Source organism: Nodosilinea nodulosa PCC 7104, assembly GCF_000309385.1.
In the GTDB taxonomy this organism is placed as follows: domain Bacteria; phylum Cyanobacteriota; class Cyanobacteriia; order Phormidesmidales; family Phormidesmidaceae; genus Nodosilinea; species Nodosilinea nodulosa.
Map to the genome: position 1 here is coordinate 4,836,117 of NZ_JH976537.1, position 25,203 is coordinate 4,861,319.

General features: G+C 56.2%; 20 protein-coding genes and 1 tRNA gene. 5 read left to right on the forward strand and 16 right to left on the reverse strand.

The features are described 5' to 3' along the window. Positions 1 to 113: 113 nt before the first annotated feature. Both LEPTO7104_RS0122385 and LEPTO7104_RS0122390 read right to left on the reverse strand, forming a co-directional pair. Positions 114 to 1,322, reverse strand: coding sequence for a glycosyltransferase family 4 protein (locus LEPTO7104_RS0122385; protein ID WP_040695597.1), 1,209 nt, complete (start codon positions 1,320 to 1,322; stop codon positions 114 to 116). Next, positions 1,310 to 2,314 (reverse strand): glycosyltransferase family 2 protein, encoded by a 1,005-nt coding sequence (locus tag LEPTO7104_RS0122390; protein WP_017300828.1) that lies wholly within the window; start codon positions 2,312 to 2,314, stop codon positions 1,310 to 1,312. Before LEPTO7104_RS0122390 ends, LEPTO7104_RS0122385 begins: the two co-directional genes overlap by 13 nt. A 182-nt stretch (positions 2,315 to 2,496) precedes the next feature. Between LEPTO7104_RS0122390 and LEPTO7104_RS0122395 the strand changes: the two genes are divergently transcribed. Then, complete coding sequence (locus tag LEPTO7104_RS0122395; protein WP_017300829.1) at positions 2,497 to 3,333, forward strand: phosphodiester glycosidase family protein; 837 nt, start codon at positions 2,497 to 2,499, stop codon at positions 3,331 to 3,333. A gap of 256 nt (positions 3,334 to 3,589) precedes the next feature. On the opposite strand, the gene LEPTO7104_RS37260 is transcribed toward LEPTO7104_RS0122395, so the two are convergent. Together LEPTO7104_RS37260 and LEPTO7104_RS37265 are read right to left on the reverse strand one after the other, a co-directional pair. Next, positions 3,590 to 4,582 (reverse strand): hypothetical protein, encoded by a 993-nt coding sequence (locus tag LEPTO7104_RS37260; protein WP_155523736.1) that lies wholly within the window; start codon positions 4,580 to 4,582, stop codon positions 3,590 to 3,592. Positions 4,583 to 4,883: 301 nt separating this feature from the next. Then, positions 4,884 to 8,681 carry an NACHT domain-containing protein gene (locus LEPTO7104_RS37265; RefSeq protein ID WP_017300831.1) on the reverse strand — a complete coding sequence of 1,266 codons (3,798 nt, stop codon included), beginning with the start codon at positions 8,679 to 8,681 and terminating at the stop codon, positions 4,884 to 4,886. A 794-nt stretch (positions 8,682 to 9,475) separates the two neighbouring features. Here LEPTO7104_RS37265 and LEPTO7104_RS0122410 point away from each other — a divergent pair. Beyond that, on the forward strand, positions 9,476 to 10,048 hold the full coding sequence (locus LEPTO7104_RS0122410) for a hypothetical protein (RefSeq protein ID WP_017300832.1): 573 nt from the start codon (positions 9,476 to 9,478) through the stop codon (positions 10,046 to 10,048). 264 nt (positions 10,049 to 10,312) lie between these two features. Here LEPTO7104_RS0122410 and LEPTO7104_RS0122415 read toward each other — a convergent pair whose 3' ends face one another. The 12 genes from LEPTO7104_RS0122415 to LEPTO7104_RS38575 form a co-directional block, all read right to left on the reverse strand. Continuing rightward, positions 10,313 to 12,007, reverse strand: coding sequence for a sodium:solute symporter family protein (locus tag LEPTO7104_RS0122415; RefSeq protein ID WP_026072982.1), 1,695 nt, complete (start codon positions 12,005 to 12,007; stop codon positions 10,313 to 10,315). A gap of 251 nt (positions 12,008 to 12,258) precedes the next feature. Then, on the reverse strand, positions 12,259 to 12,531 hold the full coding sequence (locus LEPTO7104_RS0122420; RefSeq protein WP_017300834.1) for a DUF4212 domain-containing protein: 273 nt from the start codon (positions 12,529 to 12,531) through the stop codon (positions 12,259 to 12,261). Between the two features lie 556 nt (positions 12,532 to 13,087). Further along, positions 13,088 to 13,789: a lecithin retinol acyltransferase family protein gene (locus tag LEPTO7104_RS0122425; RefSeq protein ID WP_017300835.1), complete on the reverse strand. Its 702-nt coding sequence runs from the start codon at positions 13,787 to 13,789 to the stop codon at positions 13,088 to 13,090. Positions 13,790 to 13,834: 45 nt separating this feature from the next. Further along, positions 13,835 to 14,386: a hypothetical protein gene (locus LEPTO7104_RS0122430; RefSeq protein ID WP_017300836.1), complete on the reverse strand. Its 552-nt coding sequence runs from the start codon at positions 14,384 to 14,386 to the stop codon at positions 13,835 to 13,837. Positions 14,387 to 14,397: 11 nt separating this feature from the next. Then, complete coding sequence (locus tag LEPTO7104_RS0122435) at positions 14,398 to 15,282, reverse strand: hypothetical protein (RefSeq protein ID WP_155523737.1); 885 nt, start codon at positions 15,280 to 15,282, stop codon at positions 14,398 to 14,400. 135 nt (positions 15,283 to 15,417) lie between these two features. Beyond that, positions 15,418 to 16,044: a hypothetical protein gene (locus LEPTO7104_RS0122440; protein WP_017300838.1), complete on the reverse strand. Its 627-nt coding sequence runs from the start codon at positions 16,042 to 16,044 to the stop codon at positions 15,418 to 15,420. Between the two features lie 14 nt (positions 16,045 to 16,058). Continuing rightward, a complete protein-coding gene (locus tag LEPTO7104_RS0122445) occupies positions 16,059 to 17,015 on the reverse strand; it encodes a zinc-dependent metalloprotease family protein (RefSeq protein ID WP_017300839.1) in 957 nt (318 codons plus the stop codon). 72 nt (positions 17,016 to 17,087) lie between these two features. After that, entirely contained in the window at positions 17,088 to 20,411 is a 3,324-nt protein-coding gene (gene recJ / locus LEPTO7104_RS43285; RefSeq protein WP_264308717.1) for a single-stranded-DNA-specific exonuclease RecJ, read from the reverse strand. 338 nt (positions 20,412 to 20,749) lie between these two features. Beyond that, entirely contained in the window at positions 20,750 to 20,917 is a 168-nt protein-coding gene (locus LEPTO7104_RS0122460; protein ID WP_017300841.1) for a type II toxin-antitoxin system RelE family toxin, read from the reverse strand. After that, positions 20,917 to 21,216, reverse strand: a complete 300-nt coding sequence (locus LEPTO7104_RS0122465; protein WP_017300842.1) for a hypothetical protein — start codon at positions 21,214 to 21,216, stop codon at positions 20,917 to 20,919. The genes LEPTO7104_RS0122460 and LEPTO7104_RS0122465 overlap by 1 nt, the downstream gene beginning before the upstream one ends. A gap of 72 nt (positions 21,217 to 21,288) precedes the next feature. Beyond that, a tRNA-Leu gene (locus LEPTO7104_RS0122470) sits at positions 21,289 to 21,370 on the reverse strand. After that, entirely contained in the window at positions 21,349 to 22,215 is an 867-nt protein-coding gene (locus LEPTO7104_RS38575; RefSeq protein WP_026072984.1) for a M48 family metallopeptidase, read from the reverse strand. Before LEPTO7104_RS38575 ends, LEPTO7104_RS0122470 begins: the two co-directional genes overlap by 22 nt. A 138-nt stretch (positions 22,216 to 22,353) precedes the next feature. Here LEPTO7104_RS38575 and LEPTO7104_RS0122480 point away from each other — a divergent pair, with 138 nt between their 5' ends. The 3 genes from LEPTO7104_RS0122480 (at position 22,354) to LEPTO7104_RS0122500 (ending at position 25,050) form a co-directional block, all read left to right on the forward strand. After that, positions 22,354 to 22,719: an EamA family transporter gene (locus tag LEPTO7104_RS0122480; RefSeq protein ID WP_026072985.1), complete on the forward strand. Its 366-nt coding sequence runs from the start codon at positions 22,354 to 22,356 to the stop codon at positions 22,717 to 22,719. A 171-nt stretch (positions 22,720 to 22,890) separates the two neighbouring features. Further along, positions 22,891 to 23,502 (forward strand): ParA family protein, encoded by a 612-nt coding sequence (locus tag LEPTO7104_RS0122485; protein WP_017300844.1) that lies wholly within the window; start codon positions 22,891 to 22,893, stop codon positions 23,500 to 23,502. 429 nt (positions 23,503 to 23,931) lie between these two features. Beyond that, on the forward strand, positions 23,932 to 25,050 hold the full coding sequence (locus LEPTO7104_RS0122500; protein ID WP_017300847.1) for a site-2 protease family protein: 1,119 nt from the start codon (positions 23,932 to 23,934) through the stop codon (positions 25,048 to 25,050). Positions 25,051 to 25,203 lie beyond the last annotated feature (153 nt).

A 25,203-nucleotide genomic window follows, 5' to 3' on the forward strand; every position in this document is an offset into this window, starting at 1 on the left:
GAAATAGGCGATCGGCCAGAGCCGATCCATCGAAAATGTCCGCCCGCGCGGAACAGACGCTGAGAATTGATTGGCGTGAGGATCCCCTGGCCCATACCCCAGCGATGCAACGTTCAGTGGCTAAGGATTGTTTCGTAGACCTGTCCGGCCCGTTCCCAGGTAAAGGTGGTTTCAATCAGCTCGCGCCCGCGCGCCGAAAGGGTGGTGCGCAGATCTGGCCGGTCGAACATCTGGCCGATCGCCGTCACGTATTCATCCACCGTGTTCGCTCGCAGCGCTCGCTGGGGCTGGTCTACGGCGAGACCTTCGAGGCCGCGATCGCTGGCCACCACCGGCACCCCCGCCGCCATTGCCTCCAGGGTTTTGTTCTTAATGCCAAAGCCGATGCGCATGGGCACCACGCACACCGTCGCCCGGTGCAAATATTCCGCTACCGATGGCACTTTTCCGGTGACGGTGACGCCGGGAAGGTTGCCCAAGGCCTGGACTTCCTCCGTAGGCTTGTTGCCCACCAGGTACAGCGTCGCGTCGGGGTAGCGCTGGCGCAGGGGCGGCAGAATCTCCTGGGCCAGAAATTTGGCGGTGTCCACGTTGGCGATGTAGTCCATCGCGCCGACAAACACCAGGCTGTGGCCGCCGGGGTCGGCGCGGCGGTAGGGAAACTGCACCAAATCAACGCCGTTGGGCACCACATGGAGGGGGGTGTGGCCTGCGATCGCCGTGAAAAACTGGCGGTCTTCTTCGGTGGTGATCACCAGGTCGGTGAATTTTTGGGCGTAGCGGCGCTCGTAGCGGCGCAGCAGGGGCAGATTGAGGCGATCGCGCAGGGGCTTTTCCGCCGTGCCGGTTTGCAACTGGTTGACCAGCGTGCCGTAGAGCGAACTGTGGATGTCCACCACCACTTTGGGCACTCGCTGGCGGTAGCTGGGCCGCACAAAGACTTCGTTGACGCTGTGCTCGCAGGTGATGGCATCGCAGTGGCCACCTTCAACCCAGTTGTCGATCCACTGCTGCATGGAGGGGCTGGCCAGGTAGGTGGTGCTGGGGGGCGTGCCCGTGGCCAGAAAGTGGGCAAAGCGGCTGACTTTGCCAGGTATGCCAGGTCGCAGGTCGGCGGCAGTGGGACGGGGAAAGCAGACCAGCTTGGTGACACAGGCGGACAGAGTGGCAACCTCGTCGTCGGATACCTCCGGCGATCGCTGCGTCACCAGCGTCACCTCATGGTTTTGGCTCAGGTGCTTGAGCAGGTAGAACGTGCGAATTTGCGTGCCGCCCAGGGTGGGCGGGTAGGGAAACGTGGCGGAAATCATCAGGATTCGCATTCAACTGGTTCCTCCAGGGGGGCGATCGCGCGGGCGGCGTCAGAGAGCTGGGCCTGGGCCTGCCCCCGACTGCGGGCATGGGCACACCACAGATCCAGCGGGGTAATCGCCATCTCTAGGGCGGTGCCGCGTCCGGTAAGCAGCTTAACGGTGGCCTGAGGCAGTTCCTTAAGTCCCCAGCGCAGCAGGCGGTAGCGGGTTTCTTGGGTAGTGAGCGATCGCGTCAGTTCAACTCCATGTAGCTCATGGAGATAGCGATTTGAGCAGCCGTAGCGATACCACTGGCTTTTCAGGCCTTTCAAGCTATCTCGATGGCGGTGATACACCACGGCATCGGCAGCGTAGACGAGCTGCCAGTCGGTTTCCTGCTGAATGCGCCAGCACAGGTCGGCGTCCCCGCCCGTGGTCAGGTGGGGACGAAAGCACCCGACTGTACCCAATATTTCTGCCCGCACGGCCAGGTTTGCGGTTTGGCCGTAGGGCAAAAAGGCGTGGTTGAGGGTGTTGTGCTGGGAAAGGGTGCCCTGGCGATCGGCGTAGCGTTCGAGCCAGTTGCGGCTGGGCAGGGCCTTGATTTCTCCTGCAACCAGCCCGATGGAATCGTCGGCGAAGGGCTGCACCAGGGCGGCCAGCCAGCCGGGTTCTGGCTGGCAGTCGGCGTCTGTAAAGGCGAGAATTTCCCCCTGGGCGGCGGCAATCCCTGCATTGCGGGCAGCGTAGGAGCTTTGGATGGCGCTGTAGGTGAGGGCGCGGAGGCGAATGCCCTGGGCAGCGGCGGTTTGGGCGGCGGCTTGGAGGATCTGGAGGGTGCGATCGCCGCTGCCATTGTCCACCAGCAGGTACTCAACGCGATCGGCGGGATAGTCTTGCCCCAGCAACCGCTCCACCAGTTCGGGCAAATCGGCCTCGCCGTTGTAGATCGGCACAATCACCGTCACCAAGGGATACACCTTCGGCTCGGTCTCGCTGGTTGTCACTGTGGGAACGGCCATGAGCTGCAACCAAAACTGGTTCCAGTATGCCCATCGCCTGGCTGGATGTCCCGAAGCGGAATCTAGCCCCGAAGCCGCTATACTGCTGAGCGCAACCCGTTGTTGGCGCTATGCGTTCTCGTATTCAATACCCATTCTTTATCGGCCTGGCGATTGCTCTAGGGCTATTTGGATGTGCCCCTGTGCCTAGTCAGGTCGATACGGCGGATGCTGATGCTATCCCTGAAGCACCTGCCAAGCCTCCGATTTATGAAACCGTTAGCCTGCCTGCGGCCACGGTACATGTGGTGACGATTCCGGACCCGGTGCGCTATCCGGTGCGGGTGGCGGTGGTGGATGAGCTGGCGCGGGTGGATGCGATCGCAGCTCAAGCCTGTGAACCCGAAGGATGCGTGGCGGCGGCAATTAACGCCGGCTTTTTTGACCCCAACAATGGCCTCACCACCTCCTACGTGGTGCAGAATGGCGCGCTGGTGGCTGACCCAACCCAAAATGAGCGTCTGGTGGGCAATCCAGACCTGGCCAGCTATATGGATCAGATCCTCAACCGTTCCGAGTTTCGCCGCTACGACTGTGGCGGCACCCCCAGCTACGACATCACCTTGCACCAGGAAGCCGTTCCAGCGGGCTGCGAGCTGGTGGATGCGGTGGGGGCTGGGCCGCAGCTGCTGCCGCAGGATACGTCGGTGGAGGAGGGTTTTGTCGATCGCGGCGCTAACCGCGACGCCCTGGGTAGCCAGTCGCCCAATGCGCGATCGGCGGTGGGGATTAAGGCTGACGGTAGCGTGGTGTTGGTGATGGCGGCCCAGGTGCCGGGGGTGTCGCCCAGCGGTGTGACGATGGCGGAGATGGGGGAGATTTTGGGCGATCGCGGCGTAGTCAAGGCTCTGAACCTGGATGGCGGCAGCTCGTCAACGCTGATTTACCAGGGCACCGCCCACTATGGTCGGCTGAATGCGGAGGGGGAGCTGGTGCAGCGCCCGGTGAAGTCGATTCTTTGGGTGGAGAATCCTCGGTAGGGGCAAACGGTGGTTTGTACCAGCGCAAGGTCTGCGGTTCTCGCCCGGAATTGGGTGCGGCAACGATTTGGGGATAAAGCCAGATCTACCGCTGGGGGCGTTTCGATTGCCCCCAGACCCCCTCGACCAGGGCCGTTCCGCCGCCCTGGACCCAACGGAAGGATGGGGCTTTGCATGGCTAAATGTGGGGAATTGGTCTTTCGCAGTCTGTGGGTGGTCGGTGGGGCGAGCGTTACCTGCTTGGGGTGCGATCGCTCTACAGAATCACATGGCAAATATCCTTTGCAATGTTTCGCCCGGCTCGTCGGTCGCTAGGGGTTTTTGAGAAAAAAACGGTGTAGCGATCATCCTGACAAAAGACAAACTTGTAGTGACTATTGTCAGCCACCAGCTCAAACCCCAGCCTCTTTAGAGCCTGCTTCATTTTCGGATTCATACTTGTATAGTCTTTAAACAGGCTATTGATCTCTGCTTTAATTTCCTCTCGTAAAGAGCCAGAGGAATTGTTGTTAACAACATCAGTAATTACATGCTGGGTTCTGCTGCCACTATGCACGTTGAGGAGTGAATTTCTGAGAACTTCCACCACTATGCTTTTAATTTCTTCTGAATACAGATCGCGCTCTAGAATTGTTAAATTTATGAAATTACCTTGGTTTTCTGTGGCTACTTCTGTTTGTTTTCTTTGGCTTTCCTGGAGTAAAGAAATGGTGTTTTCCAGCTCCTCAATTTTTGCTTTGTATTGCTTAGCTTCATTCTCTATCTCTTTTTCAATCTCATTATAGAGATGGTTGGCAGATTGCCTTTCGTTCTGGTTTGCCAACCGCAGCTGATACAGTTCACTGCGTAAATTTTTGACCTGCTCATTCAGATCTCTGACTGACGCATCACGATTGGCAAGAGTCTCGCGCATCTGCTCAAGCTGATCACGCCTTTGATCGGCCTCTTGTTGGCGGGTTCTGAGTTGCTCCGCCGTTTCCTGATTTACTGCGTGCAATTGATCGAGTTGATTGTTCAGGGCGTTTATTTTGGCTTGCAGTTGCCTGACCTGTTCATTGCTTTCGACAAGGATTTTGCGCGTTGACGCAAAACCTCTGATTGTTGTGTTGGCTGCGTTTAGTTGTCTTTGCGCTACAGAAGTTTCCAGTCTTTGGCGCTGGAGCTGTTTCAGCGTTAGTGCATTTGTGGTAATTAATACAATCGCTAGTAGGAAGAGAAGATATATCATTGGTAAGGCCAGATCGACCAAAGATCTTTTGCTTGATCTTTATTATGAATAATGGTAGCGGTCTTCATTCGTTACGCACGAGTATAGCCCAACCAAACCCAGGGCAAGGGCCGCCACCCCACTCATTTACCCGCCCCCAAACCATGCCCCTCAAATATTCAGCGGTGGTGGAAGGCAGCCGGTGAGTGGTATTCGTTGAGAGGTGTTTAGCTTGCGATCGCCTGAGTGCTGGCGACCTCAATCTTCACCGCTGGTGACTCCAATCTCGCCACTGGCGTAGCGAAATCCTCTGGGAGGGATTGCGCTTTTGGCCTTGGGACTTCTACCGTCGCAACGAACGCAACGTTCGCTCTAAATGACCACCTTGCAGGGGGTTCCGGGCAGCTTTTTCACGGCGATAACCCGACCAGCCCAGGCCGCTCGCAACTAAGACTAATGTTCCAACCAAAACAAACGTTTGAGGCCAGAGATAAGCCTGTACCGGAGAAAAGAGACCTAACAGAGTATGCACGCCCAAAGTACCGAAAACCAGGGTAAGGGGAGCCCAGCAAAACCAGGGAAACGCCAAAATGCTCAGCGGATAAAGCCACCTATTCTTTGGTCGCCCATAAATTCTCGCCCAAGCACCTAGCCCCAGCCCAGCAACAGCGCCAGCAACAGCGCCAGCGTTAGCGACAGCGATAGCGTCAGCGTTAGCGTCAGTGACAACAAAAGCGCCAGCTGAAGCGACAGCTAAAACGACAGCAACAGCGCCAGCAACAGCGCCAGCAACAGTACCAGCACCAGCGACAGCACCAGTGACCGTACCAGCAACAATGAAAGCGACAAAGACAGCTAAAGCGCCAGCAACAGTGATAGCGACAGCACCAGTGAGAATGTCAACAGCAACGACAGTGACGAAGACAGCTAAAGCGCCAGTGATATAGTCAGGAACAGGGACATGACCAGAACGAACTCCATTGTCTATTAAAATGCCAAGCAGTATCTCTACTTCAGGAATGACTATTTTACGCTGATAGAGCTGCTTAAGTCCATTACTGAATCTGAACATCAACAAATTAGAGATGCCTAAGCTCCAAAACATGTTGGACTCAAAAGGTTCTTTGTTGTCCTCTAACAAAGATAGCCAAAAGACAATAACTATCCAGATACATAAACCTAATATCCCTACAGCCTGAAATTCATAGTAGTGAAAAATCAGCCAACCCATCTCGAAAATAGCAATCCCGGAAAGGATGAGTGAAATTCCTAAAACACCAAGGTTATATCGCTTACTTGCCCTTAAAGTAAACTCAATTTTATTGAACAAGCCATCCCAGTGACTTTGATCTACTGAAGGCAAAGATGAAAAACACTTCAATAAACTCAGGCGATTGAGAGTTCCTACGCCCAGCATCATTTCAAACCACTGAGGCGGTGCCTGAACTTTTTCCATTAGGGTGTTGTCAACTTTAGCCAGAGATTGTAATTGCTGAGGATTGAGTAAAGCAGTTTCCTGGGCCAAGAGTGTGTCTGCTTCTGGGGGCCAACTATCAAATGTGGCTTTGACCTCATCTCCCCATATCTCGCGAACCGATACACCACAGAGAGCGATAACAAATCGGGGATCGAACGTTTCGACATGAGGATTCCTATCTTGAAAGATAACTGGAGAGGGATCTACTAGATAAGTAGAAATCACACTGGTTAAAGTTAAGAACCCAGACGAGTGATCACTCAAGAATGGTTTCCAAACCCATGAAAGTTTGTAATTATTTTTTTGGTCATCAGGGCACACAAAGAATTTTAGCCCTTCTTCAATGGATGGCCTTTGCATAAGACTGGCGAGTGACCAGGCCGCTTGAGTTTTTATATAACTTTGCTCAGATCTAAAAAGTGCATCGGCTAGTACCCTACTTGCTTCTGGTGTACCAATGGCAAAAAGATCGTCTAGGATGTTAGCAGCCTGTTTTAAGTCATTGTCAGTTATTATACGTGCTAAGGCTGGTACTGCAATATCACCCATCTTGACTAAAGATGACCGAGTTTCCTCACGGTAGTTATTTGTCAAAACCTCTGCCGCCATCGGCAAATTGGTCATGGCTAAGGCACGAGCAGTGCTAAATCTTAATGACGATGAGCTGTTTTCAGATACAAGAGTATTAGCAAGAAATATAAAAACTTCTCTCCCGCGCGGTCGTAAATCAGCCGCGACTGCTCCAAAAGCAGCATACAGAGCTTCTTTATCTTGATATGTTGATAGTTGCCCTAACTGCTGTTTGAAGTGGGCAATAATAATTGTGGATAAATTTGGATCGACTTCTTGCGCATCGGCTAAACACTCAAATCCAGTCAATGGGTCAGCGTTGTAAATAGCCTTAATTAATCGAGTGCTGTCTCCAGACAGACCGCACCAAAGCTTCACCACTTCTCGCCAGGCCGTAGGCTCCTGCTCAAAACGCTCAATCAGCCCATTGACATCATTCTGCAGTGCCACCGCTGCAAAAAATTCCTGCACAGTCAAATGCGCAAACTGATATTTGTCGCCGCTATCGATTTTGAGGAACAGGCCGCTTCGCTCGACGATTTCATCCAAAATGAGTTTGGCAGAGTCGGGGCTCAGGTTCAAATCAGGTAAAACGGACCTCAGTTCGGCTAAAACAGTTTCGTAGTCAATGCTGCGACGATCTTGGCGAGCCTGCATGCCCTGATCCTGGTTATAGAGGGCTAAGTGCTGTAGAATTCGGCGCTTGTCGTTTGCCCGATACTGGTTAAAGTCTTTCTGCCACTGGTCGAGCAAAATATCGGTAGATTTTTGATAGAACTCGGCTCGCGAGTGGGGCAGCACAAACGGTGTGTCGGTATAGAGGTAGGCAATAATCGTCAGCAGCAGCGGGTTGCGAGCCAGAGCCATAATCCTGGGGCGATCTTGCAGGGTCTGCAATAGCTGATTGATCGACTTTTCTGGCGGCATGTCTTGCTGCCAGCTTTCGAGAAACCGCCGAATCTGCTGATCGCTAAACTCGACCACCTCCAGGCCCTGGTCAGCTGTAGCGTCAAACTCACCGCCATAGACTTGGGTACGGCAGGTAACAATGGCGCGGCAGTCACTATGCTGATTTAGCAAATCATTAATGCGCCGGGTAACCGTAGAGCGAGCATCGCGACTGACTTCATCCAGGCCATCGAGCAGCAACATCAGCTTGCCGCTTTCCAGACTTTGCTCAATGAATCGCCTAGCCTTGGGGAAGTCATTGCGCTTAAAGGCATCAACCAATTCATCGATAAGTTGTTCTGCCGTTAGCTTGGGGTCATTAACGCGGTGCAACTCCAGCAGCACCGGAATTGGGCGATCGGCTAGCAGGGTGTGCAGTCGCCCGGTGCCGTAGGCCAGAGCCAAGTTTCTCAGCAGCATAGTTTTTCCAGAGCCCGGCGGGCCTTTTACGACAATGCGCTTGTGATCTTTTAAGCACTGATAGGCATCAACCTCTGAGTCTTCCTCCTCCCCCGCCACTTTCAGCGGCACGAAGATCTCCTCCATGCTCAATGCAGAGTAATTGACTCGAAAGGGAATTTTGAGTTCTCTATTGGTTTCAAATACTTTAGTGCGGTAGCGGCGCAGTGCTACCGCCTCAAACAAAGGCGTCCCGGCGTATCTGGCGTAAAACCAGTTATCAATCTTTTGATAAACACCTTTGATGAACTGGGTCACAGAATCCTTAAGGACTGCGCCGATGATCCCTGCCACTAAAATCAGGCTGCCGATTACAACCCCATCTTTCGGCAGCAGACGTCTTAGCAGCCCAGGCTTGTTAGCCTCTTCAGCTTCAGAGTAAGCCTCGTCGTATACCTGCCGAATCTCAAACGAACTGACGCCAAACTCGTTATTCGTGTAGGCATCGCTGAGTATGGTATCTGTCCCATCTTTTCTAGATATGCCATTTTTCTGGTCTTTTGCCGCTTGCTGCTCAATTACCTGAATAAACTCGGCTCGCGTGGTGGGTGCCGGTGTTTGGGCCAAGATGGCGAGTGGAGCAGACAGACCAATCGTTACCAGCAGAGAAATGATAAAGAATGCGATGTAGAGTTTCCGGGTCAGGTAACTAGACAGCTTGAGCAAGCTGGCGCTGAGGTCTTTCATTAGGGCGTCTGGAGCTAAGGTAGGGAGGCTGACGTTCAAATCTTATGTAATCTCTACCAGAGTTAGCAGGTAGATTCCGTACCTTTGATGATGTACGTGCTCAGAGATACCCTGCTGAAGGCCCCATTAATTTGGCCTCATCGCTTCCTTAACCCGTAACTGGCACTCCGCCAACTCCGCTAAGGCAATCTCTGTCAGTCCAAATAAGGGCGATGACTGCTGGCGCTGCTGGTCAATAGACAGATATACACGCGGAGGAAAATGGTAGGGACGCGAATTTTAGCCAGGGAGGGGCGATCGCGGCACAATCCGGCTCTCCAGCGGCGAGGCTGCATCGATGCCGGGCAGTTGCGATCGCGCCCATTCATCGTCCCGACGCTCCAGCGTCATCTATATCAGGGTGCAGGAGCGCCAGGGGCGTCGTCCCCACGCTCCGCGTGGAGACGAGGGGAAACTCTGACGATTGCTTTCCACCAGCCTTTCATTTCTATGTAACGGCCCCCTGGCACTCTGCACCAACCTCGCGTCACTCGATGCCAGCCTTCTGTCACTCAATAACAACCTAGCGTTACTCGATAACAGCTTCCCGTCACTCAATGACAGCCTTTCGTTATTCGATGCCAGCCTCTCGCTACTCAATGACAGCTTCCTGTCACTCGATACCAGTTTCTCGTTACTCGATGACAGCCTCTTGTTACGCTGCACCACTACGCTAAAAATATTCTGTTTAAATCAAGCGGCGACGGTTTTTGAGATTTACTCTAAAGAGCAACCTCTAAGGGTGCAGCTACGCTATGCAGGATAAGAGCAAGAGCATAACACTAGGTCAGTTGGAGTACTGGGCCAAGGTTGTGGCCATTGCCGGGGCCATTTTGACAGCGGCGATCGGAGTCTATCAGTTGAGCGCATCGGTCAGCCAAAGCCGCGCCGAACTGGCCTGGCGAAAAGCCGAAATGTCGCGTCAAATAATGACCGAATTTCAAGCCAGCAGCGCGGCTCAATCCCTGCTGATGATGGACTATGAAGACAGTGTGAGAGAGTTTACGTCCGCAAAGGGAGAGAGCTTCTTGATTGGAGCGAATGATGTCTATGCCGCACTGGAAAAAGATGACGCTGAGCTGACAGCCAAGGATTTTTTTATTATCGATCGCTTTGACGAACTGCTGTATTTTATGGGTCAGCTTGAGGCGGCGGCCAACTCAGGCTTAGTAGATGTCCGGGATGTTCGTTATCCTCTTAGCTGGTACGTCAAGCAGAGATTTTGTCCACAGAAAAGCCAGATCGAGGCTTACATAATGGATTATGCCGCTCCAGAAACCCTGGCGTTTTTGGAAGGTTTACCGGAATGGCAATCCTGCTCACTTTAACGGCAAAGATTATTGGAAGAGCGAGAAGCCAAGCCAGCTGGATGCATGCTGCTTTGCGCACCTTGCAGTTAGAGGCGCTCGATACCGTGAGCGGTGCATTGCGGCCAAGGCCAAGAGCCTGTGGGCTTTGCGCCAATTTTGTAGCCGCTAATGCACCCTACGCGCGGGTCTATGATCGACTGGACCCACCCCGCCCTGCGGGCACCCCGCCCTGCGGGCACCCCTCCCGAGAGGGGAAGGGGTTATCCCAAACTGAGGTTGCCGTCAATCCAGCTGTTCTTCGCCGATGTCGGTCAGGGCTATCGGCACATGGTGAGTCGGGTCGCGCAACTCTTCCACCAGGGCCTGAATGTCGGCGGGGGGTGGCGGGGTCAACCGCGACACCACCAGGGTGACGACAAAGTTGAGTATCATGCCGACGGTGCCGATGCCCTCTGCCGAAACATTGAAGAACCAGGTGGGCATGCCCGCGAACTTGACCCCAACGATGTAGAAAATCGTAAATGCCAGGCCGGTAATCATCCCGGCGATCGCGCCTTCTTTATTAGTGCGCTTGTCAAAAATGCCGAGAATAATCACCGGGAAGAAGCTGGCGGCGGCCAGACCAAAGGCAAAGGCCACCACCTGGGCCACAAACCCCGGCGGATTGATGCCGAAGTAGCCCGCAATGGCGATCGCAAAGCCCACCATCACCCGACCCACCATCAGCCGCTTCGCCTCCGAGGCGTGGGGGTTCACCATGCGGTAGTAGACGTCGTGGGCAATGGAGCTAGAAATCACCAGCAGCAGGCCCGACGCGGTAGACAGGGCGGCAGCTAGGCCGCCCGCTGCCACCAGGGCCACCACCCAGGGCGCCAGCTGGGCCACCTCGGGGTTGGCCAGCACTATGATGTCGCGATCGACGATGATCTCGTTGCTGGCTTCCTCGGGGGTGAGCTGAAAGCGGCCATCGCCGTTCTTGTCCTCAAACTGCAACAGGCCGGTGTTTTCCCACTTGGTGGCCCAGTCGAGCTGCTGCACCTCCGCCACGGTCTTGTTGTGCAGGCTGTCGATCAGGTTGTAGCGGGCAAAGCTGGCGATCGCAGGCGCAGTCGTGTACAGAATGGCGATAAACAGCAGCGCCCAGCCCGCCGAGTAGCGCGCCGCCCGCACGTTTGGCACCGTGTAGAACCGCACGATCACGTGGGGCAGGCCCGCGGTGCCCACCATCAGCGCAATGGTGATGAACAGCACGTCCAGCATCGACTTGTTGGCAAAGGGCTGGCTGTACTCGGCAAAGCCCAGATCTACCTGCACCGCGTTCAGCTTTTCAACGATGTCGCCAAAGGTAAAGCCCAGCTGGGGCACAAAGATGCCGGTCAGCAGCATCGAAATCGCGAAGGCGGGAATCAGGTAGGCGACAATCAGCACGCAGTACTGAGCCACCTGGGTCCAGGTGATGCCTTTCATGCCGCCCAGAATGGCAAAGAAGGCCACAATCACCATGCCGATGACGACGCCAGTGGACACATCCACCTGCAAAAAGCGGCTGAAGACAATGCCCACCCCGCGCATTTGCCCGGCCACGTAGGTCATGGAGACAAAAATGGCGGCCACCACGGCCACCGATCGCGCCACGTTGGAGTAGTAGCGATCGCCCACAAAGTCGGGCACGGTGTACTTGCCAAACTTGCGCAGGTAGGGAGCCAGCAGCAGGGCCAGCAGCACGTAGCCACCGGTCCAGCCGATCAGGTAAATCGAGCCGTCGTAGCCCAAAAACGAAATCAATCCGGCCATGGAAATAAACGAGGCCGCCGACATCCAGTCGGCAGCGGTAGCGGCCCCGTTGGCCACCGCAGGCACGCCCTGCTCAGCCACAAAAAATCCTTTGGTATCGCTCACCCGCGATCGCCAGCCGATATAGATATAGACAATAAACGAAAGGATGACGAGCACTGTCGTCCACGCTTCAACACTCATGGTAGTTATCCGGTGGTAGTAAGGTCAGATGCAAATGGGGGAATCCGGCCAGGCGGGTCTAGTTGACCTGAGGTTGGGTTAAGTTGGGGAAACAGACTCACCGTCCCCTCCTGGGAGGGGCTAGGGGTGGGTCTGTCTCGACGCTTGAGCAGCTCATCGGTGAAACGTGGCTGCTTTGGCGTCATCGTTTTGACCCACCCCGCCCTCCGGGCACCCCTCCCAGGAGGGGAAGATGTTATCCCAAACTGAGGTTAGTCAGGCTTTTTGCCGCTGCCGTTGCCGTACTTGCGATCGAGCTTGTCCATCTGAATGGCGTAGATAAAAATCAGCACCACAAACACGTAGATAACCCCCTGCTGGGCCATCCAAAAACCAAAGGGAACTCTACCCAGGTTGAAGCTGTTTAGGGGCTGCACAAACAGAATGCTCATGCCTAGGGAAACGACCGCCCAGACGATGAGCAGATTGCGGATCAGCGCCTTATTTTTGCGCCAGTAGATCTCGCGAGGGTTTAGATCATTCATGGCTGGTTTATTCCAGGGATTTTTTGGTTGACAAATGCGATGAACAAAGCTGGGCTCAAGCTTTGGTCTTAGCTCTGCCCGCATAAAATTGCGCCGATCAAGCAATATCGACGGCACATCCTTGCTGAATAGGAGGTATCCTACCCCGCGAGAATCCAGCAAAATCCCAAAGGTGTAAATTTCGTTACAGAATTTCTATTTGGGGCGGCCATTTATAGCTGTGGCCAGTCTGATTGAGACAAGTCTCTATGAACGTTTGAGCGCTCAATCGTTTGAGCGCTCAAACGTTCATAGGGTTTTTGGATGTCCTGACCAACGTGACTACGGCTATAGGAAATGATTTTTGACCCACCCTACCTCCTGATTGACTGACAAGCGTTCTGAGGTAGGTTGGGTTGAGCTGGCGAAACCCAACAAAACCCTTGCTAGTGTTGGGTTTTCACCCCTGGAGACGCTTCGCGAACACTTCGCTCAACACCAACCTACGGCGGCTACGGCAGCATAAGGGTTTCAGAGGTTTTGTCAGTCAATCAGCCCTACCTCTCCACCCAAACACCTAATCGCCGCTCAGGCGGGCTTCTGCGATCGCCCGATTGCGCTGTAAGTCCAGCTCTAGCTCTACCAGGTCGCTGAGCTGGGCGGTGAGCAGTTCAATGCGCTTGCTGGCGGCCACTTTGCGGTGCAGGGCGGCGCGGGCCAGGTCTTCGCGGCTGTTGTCCAGGGCCTTTTGGGCAACGCGGTGCCACTCGTCGGCCTCTTTGTAGGCGGCCTGCTGGTCGGCCAGGGTGGTGTTGTAGGCGGTGGCGATGTCGCCGAGGGCTTTTTGGAAATTGGCGCGAGCTTCTGCGGGGGTGGTGGTGTGGCGATCGCGATCGGCCAGGCGCCGCAGCTCCGGCAGGTTGAGCTGGTCAACGCGCAGGCCAAAGTTAGCGAGCTGGCGGCTCTCGCTGCGGCCCGTGGTGCACCAGGTGGCGAAGTGTTCGCAGTTGTTTTGCAGCAGGTCGTACTGGCGTTCGCCCAGGCGGCTGGTGGCCCGCTCGATCACGATCTCTGGCGTATAGATCAGGCTTTGCCGCACGGGGTAAACCCGGTTGCCCCACGAAAACGCGTCGTAGCTGGTGCGCGAAATTTCGGCTTCCTGCCTGGCTTTGCTGTAGTGGATAACGGTGCCATCGCCGCCGTCGATGCCGTGGTGCTGGTACAGGCCTGGCACCATCCCCAGGTCGCGCAGAACGTAGATTTGCTCACCTTTGGCCATAGATACTACTAGCTCATAAACCACTCTTTTCTGCAAGGCTACACACTACTTTGGGCGAAAGGGTTCCAAGAATATGAAGTAAATATTGGTCGTGTTTCTTACATTCAAAGCAATTACCTGAAAAAGAAGCAAAAAATCAACAGCATAAAAAACCTTCCAGGAACTTTCCCAAAAAGCATAATGAGACGACAAAATCAAAAGATACAAGAAATTCAAGAGAATGCCATATATTTCCAAAAAAAGAAGAAAAGTAAAAGTGATTATTGTCAATTGATAAATACTTACAGGCCTTCCCGAAATCTTTCTATTTTTGGTTAATCTATTCTTTATAAGATCTATAGCACCACCGTTGCTGGTTATCAGCAAAGTGATAGATGCTATAGAAAAACCAAAAAGTACGCCCAAAACGCTTAAAAGGCTACCTACAAGATTTGACATCTCATCTGTATAAGTGCCTGGACTCAGCACAAAAAAATACAGTAAGCAGGAGAACACAAGAGGCAATATCCAATCAAAAACAAACTCTCTTTTGTCAAGAGTTGCTGTGTAATCCCTTACAGGTACAAGGAATTCTAAATAGAGCCATTTACTAGGCATGTCAGCTTGCTCTACAGGTCTATGTCTCGAACCAGTTGAACCAGTTGAGATAGTATCTCTTCCGTCCTAATCTCTCCTGTTAGTATATTTGTTTCAAGCTCTAAGTGCTCTATTTTTTTAAGTATTTTAGTATCCAAAATAATGCCTGTGTTATTTTGATTCACTCCTTCGATTCGAATTCTATGGACTTTACTTCCATCCGCTGTCATTTTGTCAAATGCATCTTCAATGAATTGCTCAATTGTACTACCCCTTTCTGCCTTGACTCTGACAATTATTTCTTCTTGAACTGAACGAGTTCTATCCGAAAGATCATAGTAATCACTTCCGAGAAGTCTTTTGTCAGTATATATATTGCCAATGACTACCCTGCTCAATTGACGAAGCTCTTGCCGAAAATCCTTTTTTGCAATTATGGAGTGCTTGACGGTGTATTTTTTTTGAGTCCCAGAAATTTCATGAAATCTCGAGGCATATTCATCTAAGTAGTATTCAATCCGATTGATTGTCAAGCCGGGCTTCACAGTTTCTAGCAAAACGATAATTTCGTCATCATAATATCGAAATACTGCATGAACCTGACTGCGCTCTCCTTCATTAAGCTCTTTGGGATTCTCTCTCTCCTCCAATGTTTCTCTCTTAACCAGCGGAGGGTTTGCTCCATAACTTGCCCTCTTAAACACAAGTCTTTGGATGTCCTTCTCGCCAGGTGTATCCTGAATGTCTCCTAAAAAGTAATAACTTTTTTGATCTATTTCACGACGGCGCATAGGCTTTTTTAAGCCGTTTATATAGCTAAGTACATCTTTAATAACGCCCGTATCTAAAGATTTTGTTTGATCTGAGTTTAGAGATAACTTTAGAGAGTAAAATTCTATTTTTCTTGTTATGGGCACTTAACTGCTTCTCCATAAATACTGTTGTGACACATGCTAAATCTTCCAGTTTGGAAAGAGTGTCGGTTCTAGACTTCTTTTCAGAGTTATTGCAGCAGCCCTGCTAGTCCCTAAGGAATATAGGAATACACACCCTTAAAATTTTAGCTCTCTTGTTAGCAAGTCTATGGTAAGACGACCTCCGGCGGTCGGAACTATTATCTGAAAACCATCGTGATCTATCTCTGGATTGCCCGCCAGCCAGAAGCCCTGAGCGGCCTGCTCTACCACCTCGGCCCGAGATTGACCAGTGATTTCCACAATATCGTCAAAGCTGTGCTGGGCTGCGACCTCGCCCTCTGGCCCCATCACCATAATGGCGTAGGGGCTGGCCACGTTAATCCATTCATCCAGCAGCACCACCGTGCCTGCGTCGTTGACCAGGGCGAGGCGGGGGCCGTAGCTGTGGGGCAGGGTGTGCGACCAGACCTGCTGGCAGCGATCGCCCGTCGCCTCAAACAGGCTAGCCGTCGTGCGCCTGGCTCCCGAGGCATCTTGCCCCAGGGTCAAAATCAGATGATAGTTTCCCGCCGCCGACACCAGATGGCGCAGTTCTGGCGGGTAGGCAATGGTGTCCTGGCCAAGCATAGGCAGCGATTGCGACAGCGGGCTCGACTGGGGCTGGGTCAGCGGGGGGAGCGCGGTGGCGATGGTTACGGCTTGGTCAGGCAGGGCGATCGCGGGCTGGCCCCAGAGTATCGCGCCAGCCAAGGCGCCGCCCATCAATGCCCCTAGCACTATTGCCTCCGGGGCTGCCAACCCAAATATCCCGCCAGCAGCAGCGCCGTAACCAGGCTCATGGCCGGGCCGTTGGGAATGGAGCGCGGGGGCGCCGGGTCGACAAAGGCCGCTTCGGGTTGGAGAGCGAGATAGGTGACCGGGGGCAGAACGGCTAAAGGGTCGCCGGTGGGCGTTAGGTCGGGGGATGGCGCGGCCCCTACCGCAGGCGGCGCGGCGGGTGGGGCGACCGGAATGCTGTCGGCTGAAAGCTGTGGGTTAGAGCGAGTCAGGCCGCTGCCTCGGGCCACGTCAATCTGGCTGCTGGTCAGGCGATCGAGGCGGGCACCGTCGGGGGTAATGTCACCGACGGTGCTGGGCGTATTGCGAATGCCGCCGTCGGTCATCAGGTTATTTGCGCCGCCGGCCCCAAAGCCAGTGTGCGTGAGGCCCAGGTTGTGGCCAATTTCGTGGGCCACCGTGTCGAGGCGGCCAGCGTCGTTGTTGAACCCGAGAATACTGTCGTTAATTAAGACGCCATTTTGGTCAATCCACCCCAGACCCAAGGTTTCAAACTCGTCTGAGGGAAAAATATTGTCCACAAACCACATGCTGATGGGGCCGGAGGTGCGAGTCGAGAGCGGGTTGCGCCCAAAGGCTCCGGCCCCGCCCGCAAAGGAAAGTTCGGCAAATTCATCCTGGTTGTCGATGGTGAGAAAGCGGCTGGCGTTGAGCCGGTTGGGGGCCAAAAAGCTGATGTCGAGGTTGGCCTGGGCCCAAATCTTGCGGGTGGCCTCCTCAAAGGTGGCCAGGTCGGCGCAGACGAGGCCAAAGTCGTCGCACACCTGAATCGGCTGAATGCTGACAAACCGAGTCGGGCCGCTGCTGCCGCCCTGCTCCTCAACTCCGCAGGAGACCAGCGCCGCCGAGAGGCCGCAGACGAGCAAAAACCGGGGCTGAAAAGGCGCGTTTACCATTGAGGGTAGAGAAGGTTGGCTCGGCAAAGCTTTCAGACCACCATACCGCGGGCAACCGTAGAATCAGGGAGATCAGCCAAAAATTTTCTGTAAAATTCCCTTTTTTTGACGCTGGCCGAGCACCAAATGTTGCAGCATTTGCCCTTGCCAAAGCGGCAAATGGTCGCTAGCCTGCTGGAGCTGCGCCACCTGGGCGAGGTCGGAGGCGGCTTCGGCCCCGCCGCCGGTCAGCCAGCGGGCAATGGGGTGATCCCACCCCTGAAGAAACTCGTCGAGCATAACCCGGTGGCTGTCGTCGATGGGGAAGGGGGTTTCGCTGGCCTCCGCCTGGGTGGTTTCGTGCAGACCTTTGCGAGGTTTGGTCTTGGCGGCCAGGGCTTTGGCGGTGAGCGATCGCCAGGTTTCGCTCAGCAGGGGTGGCAGCACCGCCAGACTGGCCGCCTGGGCCATGTCCTGGGCCAGGGCGATCAAGTCGCAATCGCCGGTTTGATCGCCGTAGCTGGCAAAGTCGGCCAGCAGGGGCCGCAGCAGCTCGCGCTCTAGCACCGTGGCAAGGCCCGCGATCGCCGGGTCGGTAATCGGATCGCTAGCGGTAGCCAGGTGGGCTACGGCCAGGGCCAGATCGCTCTGGCTCTCGGCGCTGAGGCAAAACCAGACGCGATCGCTCAGGCCCTGGCGCACCTGCTGCTTGGCGTCGTCCAGCTTCAGGGCTGGAGCGGCCGCCGCCGAAGCGGGAGCCACGGGCGGCGAGGCGGGCTTGGCCGGTGGCTGAACCGCTGGCGCTGGCGCATCTGGTTTTGCCGGGGCGGGTTTGGTGGATTTGACTGAAGCCGTTGGCACCGAGGCCGACTGCACTGGCATAGCCGGAGCTGGCGTTTTCACCAAATCCGCTGTCTTAGGCTGAACAAAATTACTAGGATTACTCTGTATGCGATCGGCCTGGGGTGGCATGTCCTGCCTGTGCGCGGCCCTCAGGGCCGCATTCTCAGCCTGCAACTGGTCTAGCTGAGCGTCTTTCTGGCTCAGCAGGGCATCCTGGGCGGCCAGCTGAGTCTCGGCTTCGGCCAGCCGCAGCGCCAGTTGCTGTAGCTCCACCGCCGCCACCCCGGCCCGCACCAGGTTGCCGTAGTGGGGTTCGCTGAGGTCTACGGGCTTGGCCGACTCGCCCGGCAGGTAGAGCCAGCCCTGGGGGTCGCCCCGTTTCACCACCAGCCTCTGGCCCTCGGGGTTGCCGATGGTGAGGGTGGCGGTGTCGGCGACGGTGGTGGTGGTAGCGCCATAGCGGCGGTTGCTGAAGGTAAACTCGGCGGCCTCCGGGGTTTCTGGCTGGGTAGAGGGAGCTGGGGCGGCGGCCGCTGGCGGCGGGGCGAGTGCTGGCGCGATCGCCCCTGGAGACTCCTCCTCAATAGCCTCTACAGCGTCCTCTACTGGGGGGGCCATCTCCGCCTGCGGGACCGCTGGGCGATCGTAAACTTCAGCTTCTCGAACCTCCAGCCGTGGCCCCACACTGCCCGCCAGAGAGCCATTCCCCGATGGATTGGGCAACGATAAATTGGGCAGCGATGGGCCGACCCGCGCAGGCCGCGTAGAGTTCGCGTTTACCCCGTCAGCGGGGTCAAAACCCGCCGCCGGACGCACCCCCACCAGCTCTAGCTCGACGCTGGTGGTGCCCTGCCATTCGTTTTGCTTCAGCTTGTAGGCGACATCGAGGCGATCGGGCAGGGGGTAGTACTCGCCCCAGCGCCAGGCGATCGCCTTGATCGTCTGGTCGCCGCCCGTTTCTCCCAGCACCAGCTTCAGGTGGTCGCGGTTGCGGCCCACGGTTTCCTGCTTGATGACCCGCAGGTTGGGCGTCCAAAAGACTGGGTCGGGGTTCTCAATGCCGCAGGGGTGCAGGTGATCGATCTGGTCGAACAGCCCCTGGTGAATATCGCTGAGCTGGGCCTGGGCGTCAATTTTGACCAGGGGCTTGAGCAGATCGACCGAAAGCGTCTGGCAGGTGTAGTGGGACAGCCGCGTGGTCACCTGGCGCAGCCGATTGGCCAAAAATGAAAAGCCCCCCGCTGCCCGGTGGCCGCCAAACTTTTCCATCAGGTCGTGGCAGCTTTGCAGGGCGGCAAATACGTCAAATTCTGGAATGCCCCTTGCCGATCCGCGAATGACCTTGTGGTCGTCATCCTCGTAGGTGCCAATGAAGACGGGCACGCCGTAGCGCTCCACCAGCCGCGAGGCCACAATGCCGATGACGCCGTGGTGCCAGCCCGGCTGCACGACGACCAGCACGCGATCGCGCTCAATATCTACAGTGCCCAGGGCTCGCTGTTGCTCACACCAGGCGATCGCCTCCTGCTCAATGCTCTGGCACAGCTCCTGGCGGGTGGCGTTGATCTGCTCGCACTGCATGGCCCGCTCCAGCGCCACTCCCACATCGTCGGTGGTGAGCAAATCGATCACAATCTGCGGTTCGCTGATCCGGCCCACGGCGTTGATCCGCGGCCCCAGGCGAAAGCCAATGTGCTCGGGCTTCAGCGGTTTGCTCTGGTCGGCCAGCCCTGCCACCTGAATTAGCGCCTGAATGCCGAACAGGCGCGACCTGGGCAGCAGGCCCAGCCCCCGCCGCACCCAGCGCCGGTTCACCCCGGTCAGCGGAGCCAGGTCAGCGATCGTGCCCAGGGTAAACAGCTCCAGCAGCGGACCGGTGAGATCTTGGGTGCGGCCCAGGGCCTGGGCCAGGCACACCGCCAGAATGTAGGCCACCCCAACCCCCGCCACCCCCCGGTAGGGCGAGGTTTCGGGCAGCAGCTTGGGGTTCAAAATCGCGTTCGCCGGGGGAATCTCGGGCGGAATATCGTGGTGGTCGGTGACAATCACCGCCAGGCCCAGTTCGCGGGCGCGGGCGATCGGGGCCACTGCCGCAATGCCGTTATCCACCGTGAGAATGATGCTCACCCCCTCGGCGTAGCAGTCCTCCACGATGCGGGTATTGATGCCGTAGCCCTCGGCCATGCGGCTGGGGATGGTATAGCTGACGATTCCCCCTAGTGCCCTGAGCGCCCGCAGCAGGAGGGCGGTACTGGTCATGCCGTCGGCGTCGTAGTCGCCGCAGATCGCGATCGCCTGCTGCGTAGTCATCGCCGTTACCAGTAGCTCTAAACTCGCCGCCAAATCGGGAAACTCCGCCAGGGGCGACGGCAGCTTCTGCCGCTCGGGGTCGAGAAAATCGGTCGCCTGGGCTGGGGTGGTAATGCCCCGGTTGATCAAAACCTGCGTGAGCAGCGGCGATAGCCCTGTAACCTGGGCCAATGATGCGGCTAACGATGCATTTGCCGTTGCCACCTGCCACCGCTGTCGGGGCAAGCCAGTTGTTGCAGAGGGCGAAATCGCAGAGTCGGTCACAACACAGGGGACACTAGATCATGTGCACTTATCATAGCGGGAGATGCTGGTTTGGTTAAACTCGGCCTGCCGCCGCAGCGATTCGTAACCCAGCCAGTTTAGAGCACTATGCCAGATATAGCCGACAGAGCAAACGTCTTTTAGATCAGCAAGCACTCGTCAAAAACTGGGTTTTGAGCACCGTGCTGCGATCGCCGATCAACCTTGTCAAGCAGTGGCTGAGGAGCTACCTAAGGAAATTTGCGATAGATGTCTTGGCGATGGCGCACTCGGCGAAACTCAATGACCTGGTTTTCTTGATCAATCCGTAAGCCCAAACGGTAAGACCCAAAACGGACTTAATAGAAGTCATCGTATCCCTTTAGCTTTTCAACTTTGCCAGCGCTAAAAGGATTTTTCTGGACCGCACTACCAAACACAAATTCTTCGATTTGCTGCCTAACTCTTTCTGGAATTTTCGCTAGCTCTTTATAAAACGTTTTTGTATATCTAACCTGCCAATCCATCAGCCTTCCTTGGCTAGAACTGATTGATAATAGGCTTTACCTGCTTCTGCATCCAGCCATTCATCATCGTCAACCTCTTCCATAAGTTGACCTAGGACTTGATCTTCTAACCAGTCCATTAGAATCTCGGGTTGAGTATTTAAAAGCTGAGCTAGCGTAAAAATTGATACCTGAGGTTCCTCAGAAAAAAATAGAACACCAGGAATACTCTTAGCTTTTAAAAACCTTAGGAATAGGTCTGGCTGAGTGCCCAGTATCGAAGCCGAGGTAGAAAGATCAAGCGTTAATGATGTGATCATTGCATCTAAGCTCGATGGACATAGGAGAGCTATCAACTAAAAAGAAGATTACTCAACATTTATGGTGATTAATGGGCGGAGCGAGACTCGAACTCGCACAACCGAAGTCGCCACATTTTGAGTGTGGTGCGTCTACCAATTCCGCCATCCGCCCTTGGATGAACCCTCATTATACCGATCTGGCTGGCTTTTCACCAGTGCAAAATAATCTTGGCTGCTGGCCCAGCGATCGATCTCTCTGGCTCGCAGCACCGGCACCGGGTGGGTCAGCCCCTGGGTGCGCACCTGCTTCATGGCATCGCCCAGGGCATCGGCGCTGATGGCATCGTAGGCGTGGGCCTGATCGATAAAGGCATCCACATTCAGCTGATCCACCAGCGAGGGGGAGCCACCGCAGAGCTTCATCATCAGGGAGGCGACAGTGCGGGGGTCCTGGGCCACCAGCAGGGCGGCGCGATCGCAGGTAAACTCCGCACAGCGCACCCACTCCATCAGCTGGTTTTGCAGGCTCTGGGCTAGCACCTCGCCCATGGGCAGCTGCCCGGCGGCCAGGGTAATCAGGTTGGCCAGGGTGAGGTAAACGCTGTGCTCACACTTCAGGTGACCCAGCTCGTGGGCGATTACCGCCTGGGTTTCGGCAGGGGTGAGCAGTTCGAGCAGCGCCGTGTGGACGACGATGAAGGGCTGCTCGCCGCGCATGGCAAAGGTGTAGGCGTTGGGCACTGGGTTTTGGCGCACGTAGAGCTGCGGCACCTCTAGGTCGAGAATTTGGCAGGCTTCGACCAGCGACTGGTGTAGATCGGGCAGCTGGCGATCGCTCACCTGCAAACTAGAGGCCAAATGGTCGAGGTGAAAGAACCGCTCCGCCAGGGGAGCCAGGGCCATCCGCACCACCACATCTAGCCCCGGCAGCTGCTTCAGGGCGCGGGTGGCTTCAAGATCGAGGGGATGGCGGAACTGGTCGGCGCGCAGCCCAACCAGGAGGGTTTTGCCGGTCATAGTTTGGGGGCTATTCAGTGCTTTCTATCGTAGCTTGGGGAAACAGGCTTGGTGGCTGGCCCGCTTCCGTTGTCCCCCCAAGTTCGCTACTATACGTCTCTGGCTGCTGTGGCCATTAGTCTGCCCCAAGGAACCGTTGTGACGCCCCAAGAATTTAGTCTGCTACTCGTTGCGGTAATTGCCAGTTCCCTTGGGCAGCTTTTCCTCAAGCTGGGCGCTTTGCAGCTGGGCCAGGTCACCAGCGCCAATGCCCTCCACCTGATTCTGAGCATGGCCACGACGCCAACGGTGCTGCTGGGCCTGTTTGCCTACGGGGTGGGGGCCGTGGCGTATATCCTGGTGCTCACGCGGGTCAACCTCAGCGTGGCGGCTCCGTCGGCGTCGTTAATATACGTGGCCTCGGTCGTCATGGGGGTACTCGTTTTTAAGGAAGATCTTTCCCTGGGTCGCCTGGTGGGGCTGGGGTTGATTATGGCTGGGGTGGTGTTAGTCGCCTCTCGGTAACGGCCATCAACACTGCGCTGGCCCACATCCCGCGCTTGATAGTGGCCAAAGCAGGGCCGACAATAGTGACAACCTCGGCCAGGCGATCGCCGAGGTGAGGTCAAACTCCCCGTAAGTTGCGAAGCGTTTGGAGACTCGATTGGGCATCCATGCCGGAAGCGCCCCAGTGCCATGATTGTGACCGTAGCCAGCTTTAAAGGAGGCGTGGGCAAGACCACCACCGCCATTCACCTGGCGGCTTTTTTGCAGGGCTATGCCGAAACGCTGCTGATCGATGCCGACCCCAACCAGTCGGCGCTGGCCTGGGCCAGCCGGGGAGAGCTGCCGTTTTTGGTCGTTGACCAGTGGCAGGCGAGAGATCTGCCCAGCCCCCACGGCCACGTGGTAATCGACACCCCGGCTCGGCCCGTTGCCGACGATTTGGCCCTGCTGGCCAGCACCTGCGACCTGCTGATTTTGCCCACCACCCCCGACATTTTGGCCCTCGACGCCCTGGCCCTGACGGTGCAGCACCTGGCCGGGCTGCCTGTCGCCCCCTACCGCATTCTGCTGACAATGATTCCGCCCCACCCCAGTCGGGCCGGGGCCGAGGTGCGAGAGATGCTGACGGCCACCGGGCTACCGCTGCTGTCGGGAGGCATTCGCCGCTACGCCGTTTTTCAAAAGGCCGCCCTGGCCGGTACGGCAGTCTACGACGTGAAAGACCCTAAGGCCGAACTGGGCTGGCAGGACTATGTGGCGATTGGTAAGGAGATTTTAGCCCTCTCGTTGGAGATTGAGTGATGGGGGAGATGGGGGAGATGGGGGAGATGGGGGAGATGGGGGAGATGGGGGAGATGGGGGAGATGGGGGAGATGGGGGAGATGGGGGAGATGGGGGAGATGGGGAGATGGAGGTGACATAGAGAACTCTTTTCTGCATCTTTGCTTATCCACTACTTCCCTACCTTCCCCACCTTCCCTACCCCCTCATCCCCCCATCCCCCCCATCCCCCCCATCCCCCCATCCCCCCATCCCCCCATCCCCCCATCCCCCCATCCCCCCATCCCCCCATCCCCCCACCCCCTACGCCAACCCGCCCCTTTCCCTTCGGTTCTCACCACCTGGGATGGATGAGAGACTCGTTAACAGTTCGTTACAATAAGCCCATGGATGGGAAGCGCGTCTCAAGAGTCAGCTCCCTTTCCTCAGGTTTTGATTACGAGGTGCCCTATGAACGGCAACTTAAGGGTTGGGAATCTATTTGGTATTCCCTTTTATGTGAATGTGTCTTGGTTTTTGGTGCTGGCCCTGGTGACATGGCAGTACGGTAGCGGGCTGGCCGCTGCGTTTCCGCTGCTGGGTGGGTCGCTGCCCTGGGTGCTGGGTCTGGCGGCAGCGCTGCTGCTGTTTGCCTCGGTACTGGCCCACGAGCTGGGTCATAGCTTTGCGGCCATGCAGCAGGGAATTGGGGTGAACTCGATTACGCTGTTTCTGTTTGGTGGTTTGGCGGCGCTGGAGAAGGAATCTGATACGCCGAAGGGCGCGTTTCAGGTGGCGATCGCTGGTCCGTTAGTCAGCTTCGCTCTCTTTGCCCTGTTCTCTGTGGCCGGGCTGGTGCTGCCCCTCTCTGGCCCGATCGCTGGTATTGTGGCGCTGCTGGCCTACATCAACCTGGCCCTGGGTGCCTTCAACCTCATCCCCGGCCTGCCGCTGGATGGCGGCAACGTGCTGAAAGCGCTGGTGTGGAAGATTACCGGCCAGCCCTACAAAGGTCTGGTGTTTGCCAGCCGCGTGGGCCAGCTGCTGGGCTGGACGGCGATCGCCCTGGGTGCCGCCTCGATTGTGGGCCTCAGCCCCGTAGGCAGCATTTGGACCCTGTTGATTGGTCTGTTTCTGCTGCAAAACGCTAACCGCAGCGCCCAGTTTGGCGAAGTGCAGGGCCGCCTGGCGGGTCTGACTGCTGAAGACGCCATGGCGCAGGATAGCCCCCTGGTCGAATCCCATACGTCGCTGCGGGAATTTGCCGACAACGCTTTGCTGGCCGCACCTTCCGCCTGGCGCAAGTTTTTGGTGGTCGACGAAGCGGGGCTGCTGGTGGGTACGGTGCTGGTGGATGACCTCAAGCGGGTGCCCCGCGAGCAGTGGGCCGACACCACCGTTGCGGCGATTATGGAATCCGCTGGTGACGTTGTGACTGTGGGCGTTGAGCAGCCGCTGATGGAGGTGATCAAGACCCTGGAGACCCGCAATATTCCGGCGCTAGCGGTGATTCGCAACGACGGTTCCCTGGCGGGCCTGCTAGAGAAAACCTCGATTCAGGCGCTGCTGCAATCGCCCCAGGCGGCATAGCTGCGGCTTATCGCACATTAGCTCCAACGCAGATCAGATTTGTCTGGTCTGCGTTTTTTTGTGCGATCGCGCTGGCTCCAGCGAAGGTGAACTAATGGTGTGTGGGTAAACGCAGGCCTGTAGAGTGGGCACTGCCCACCCTACTTTAAGAAC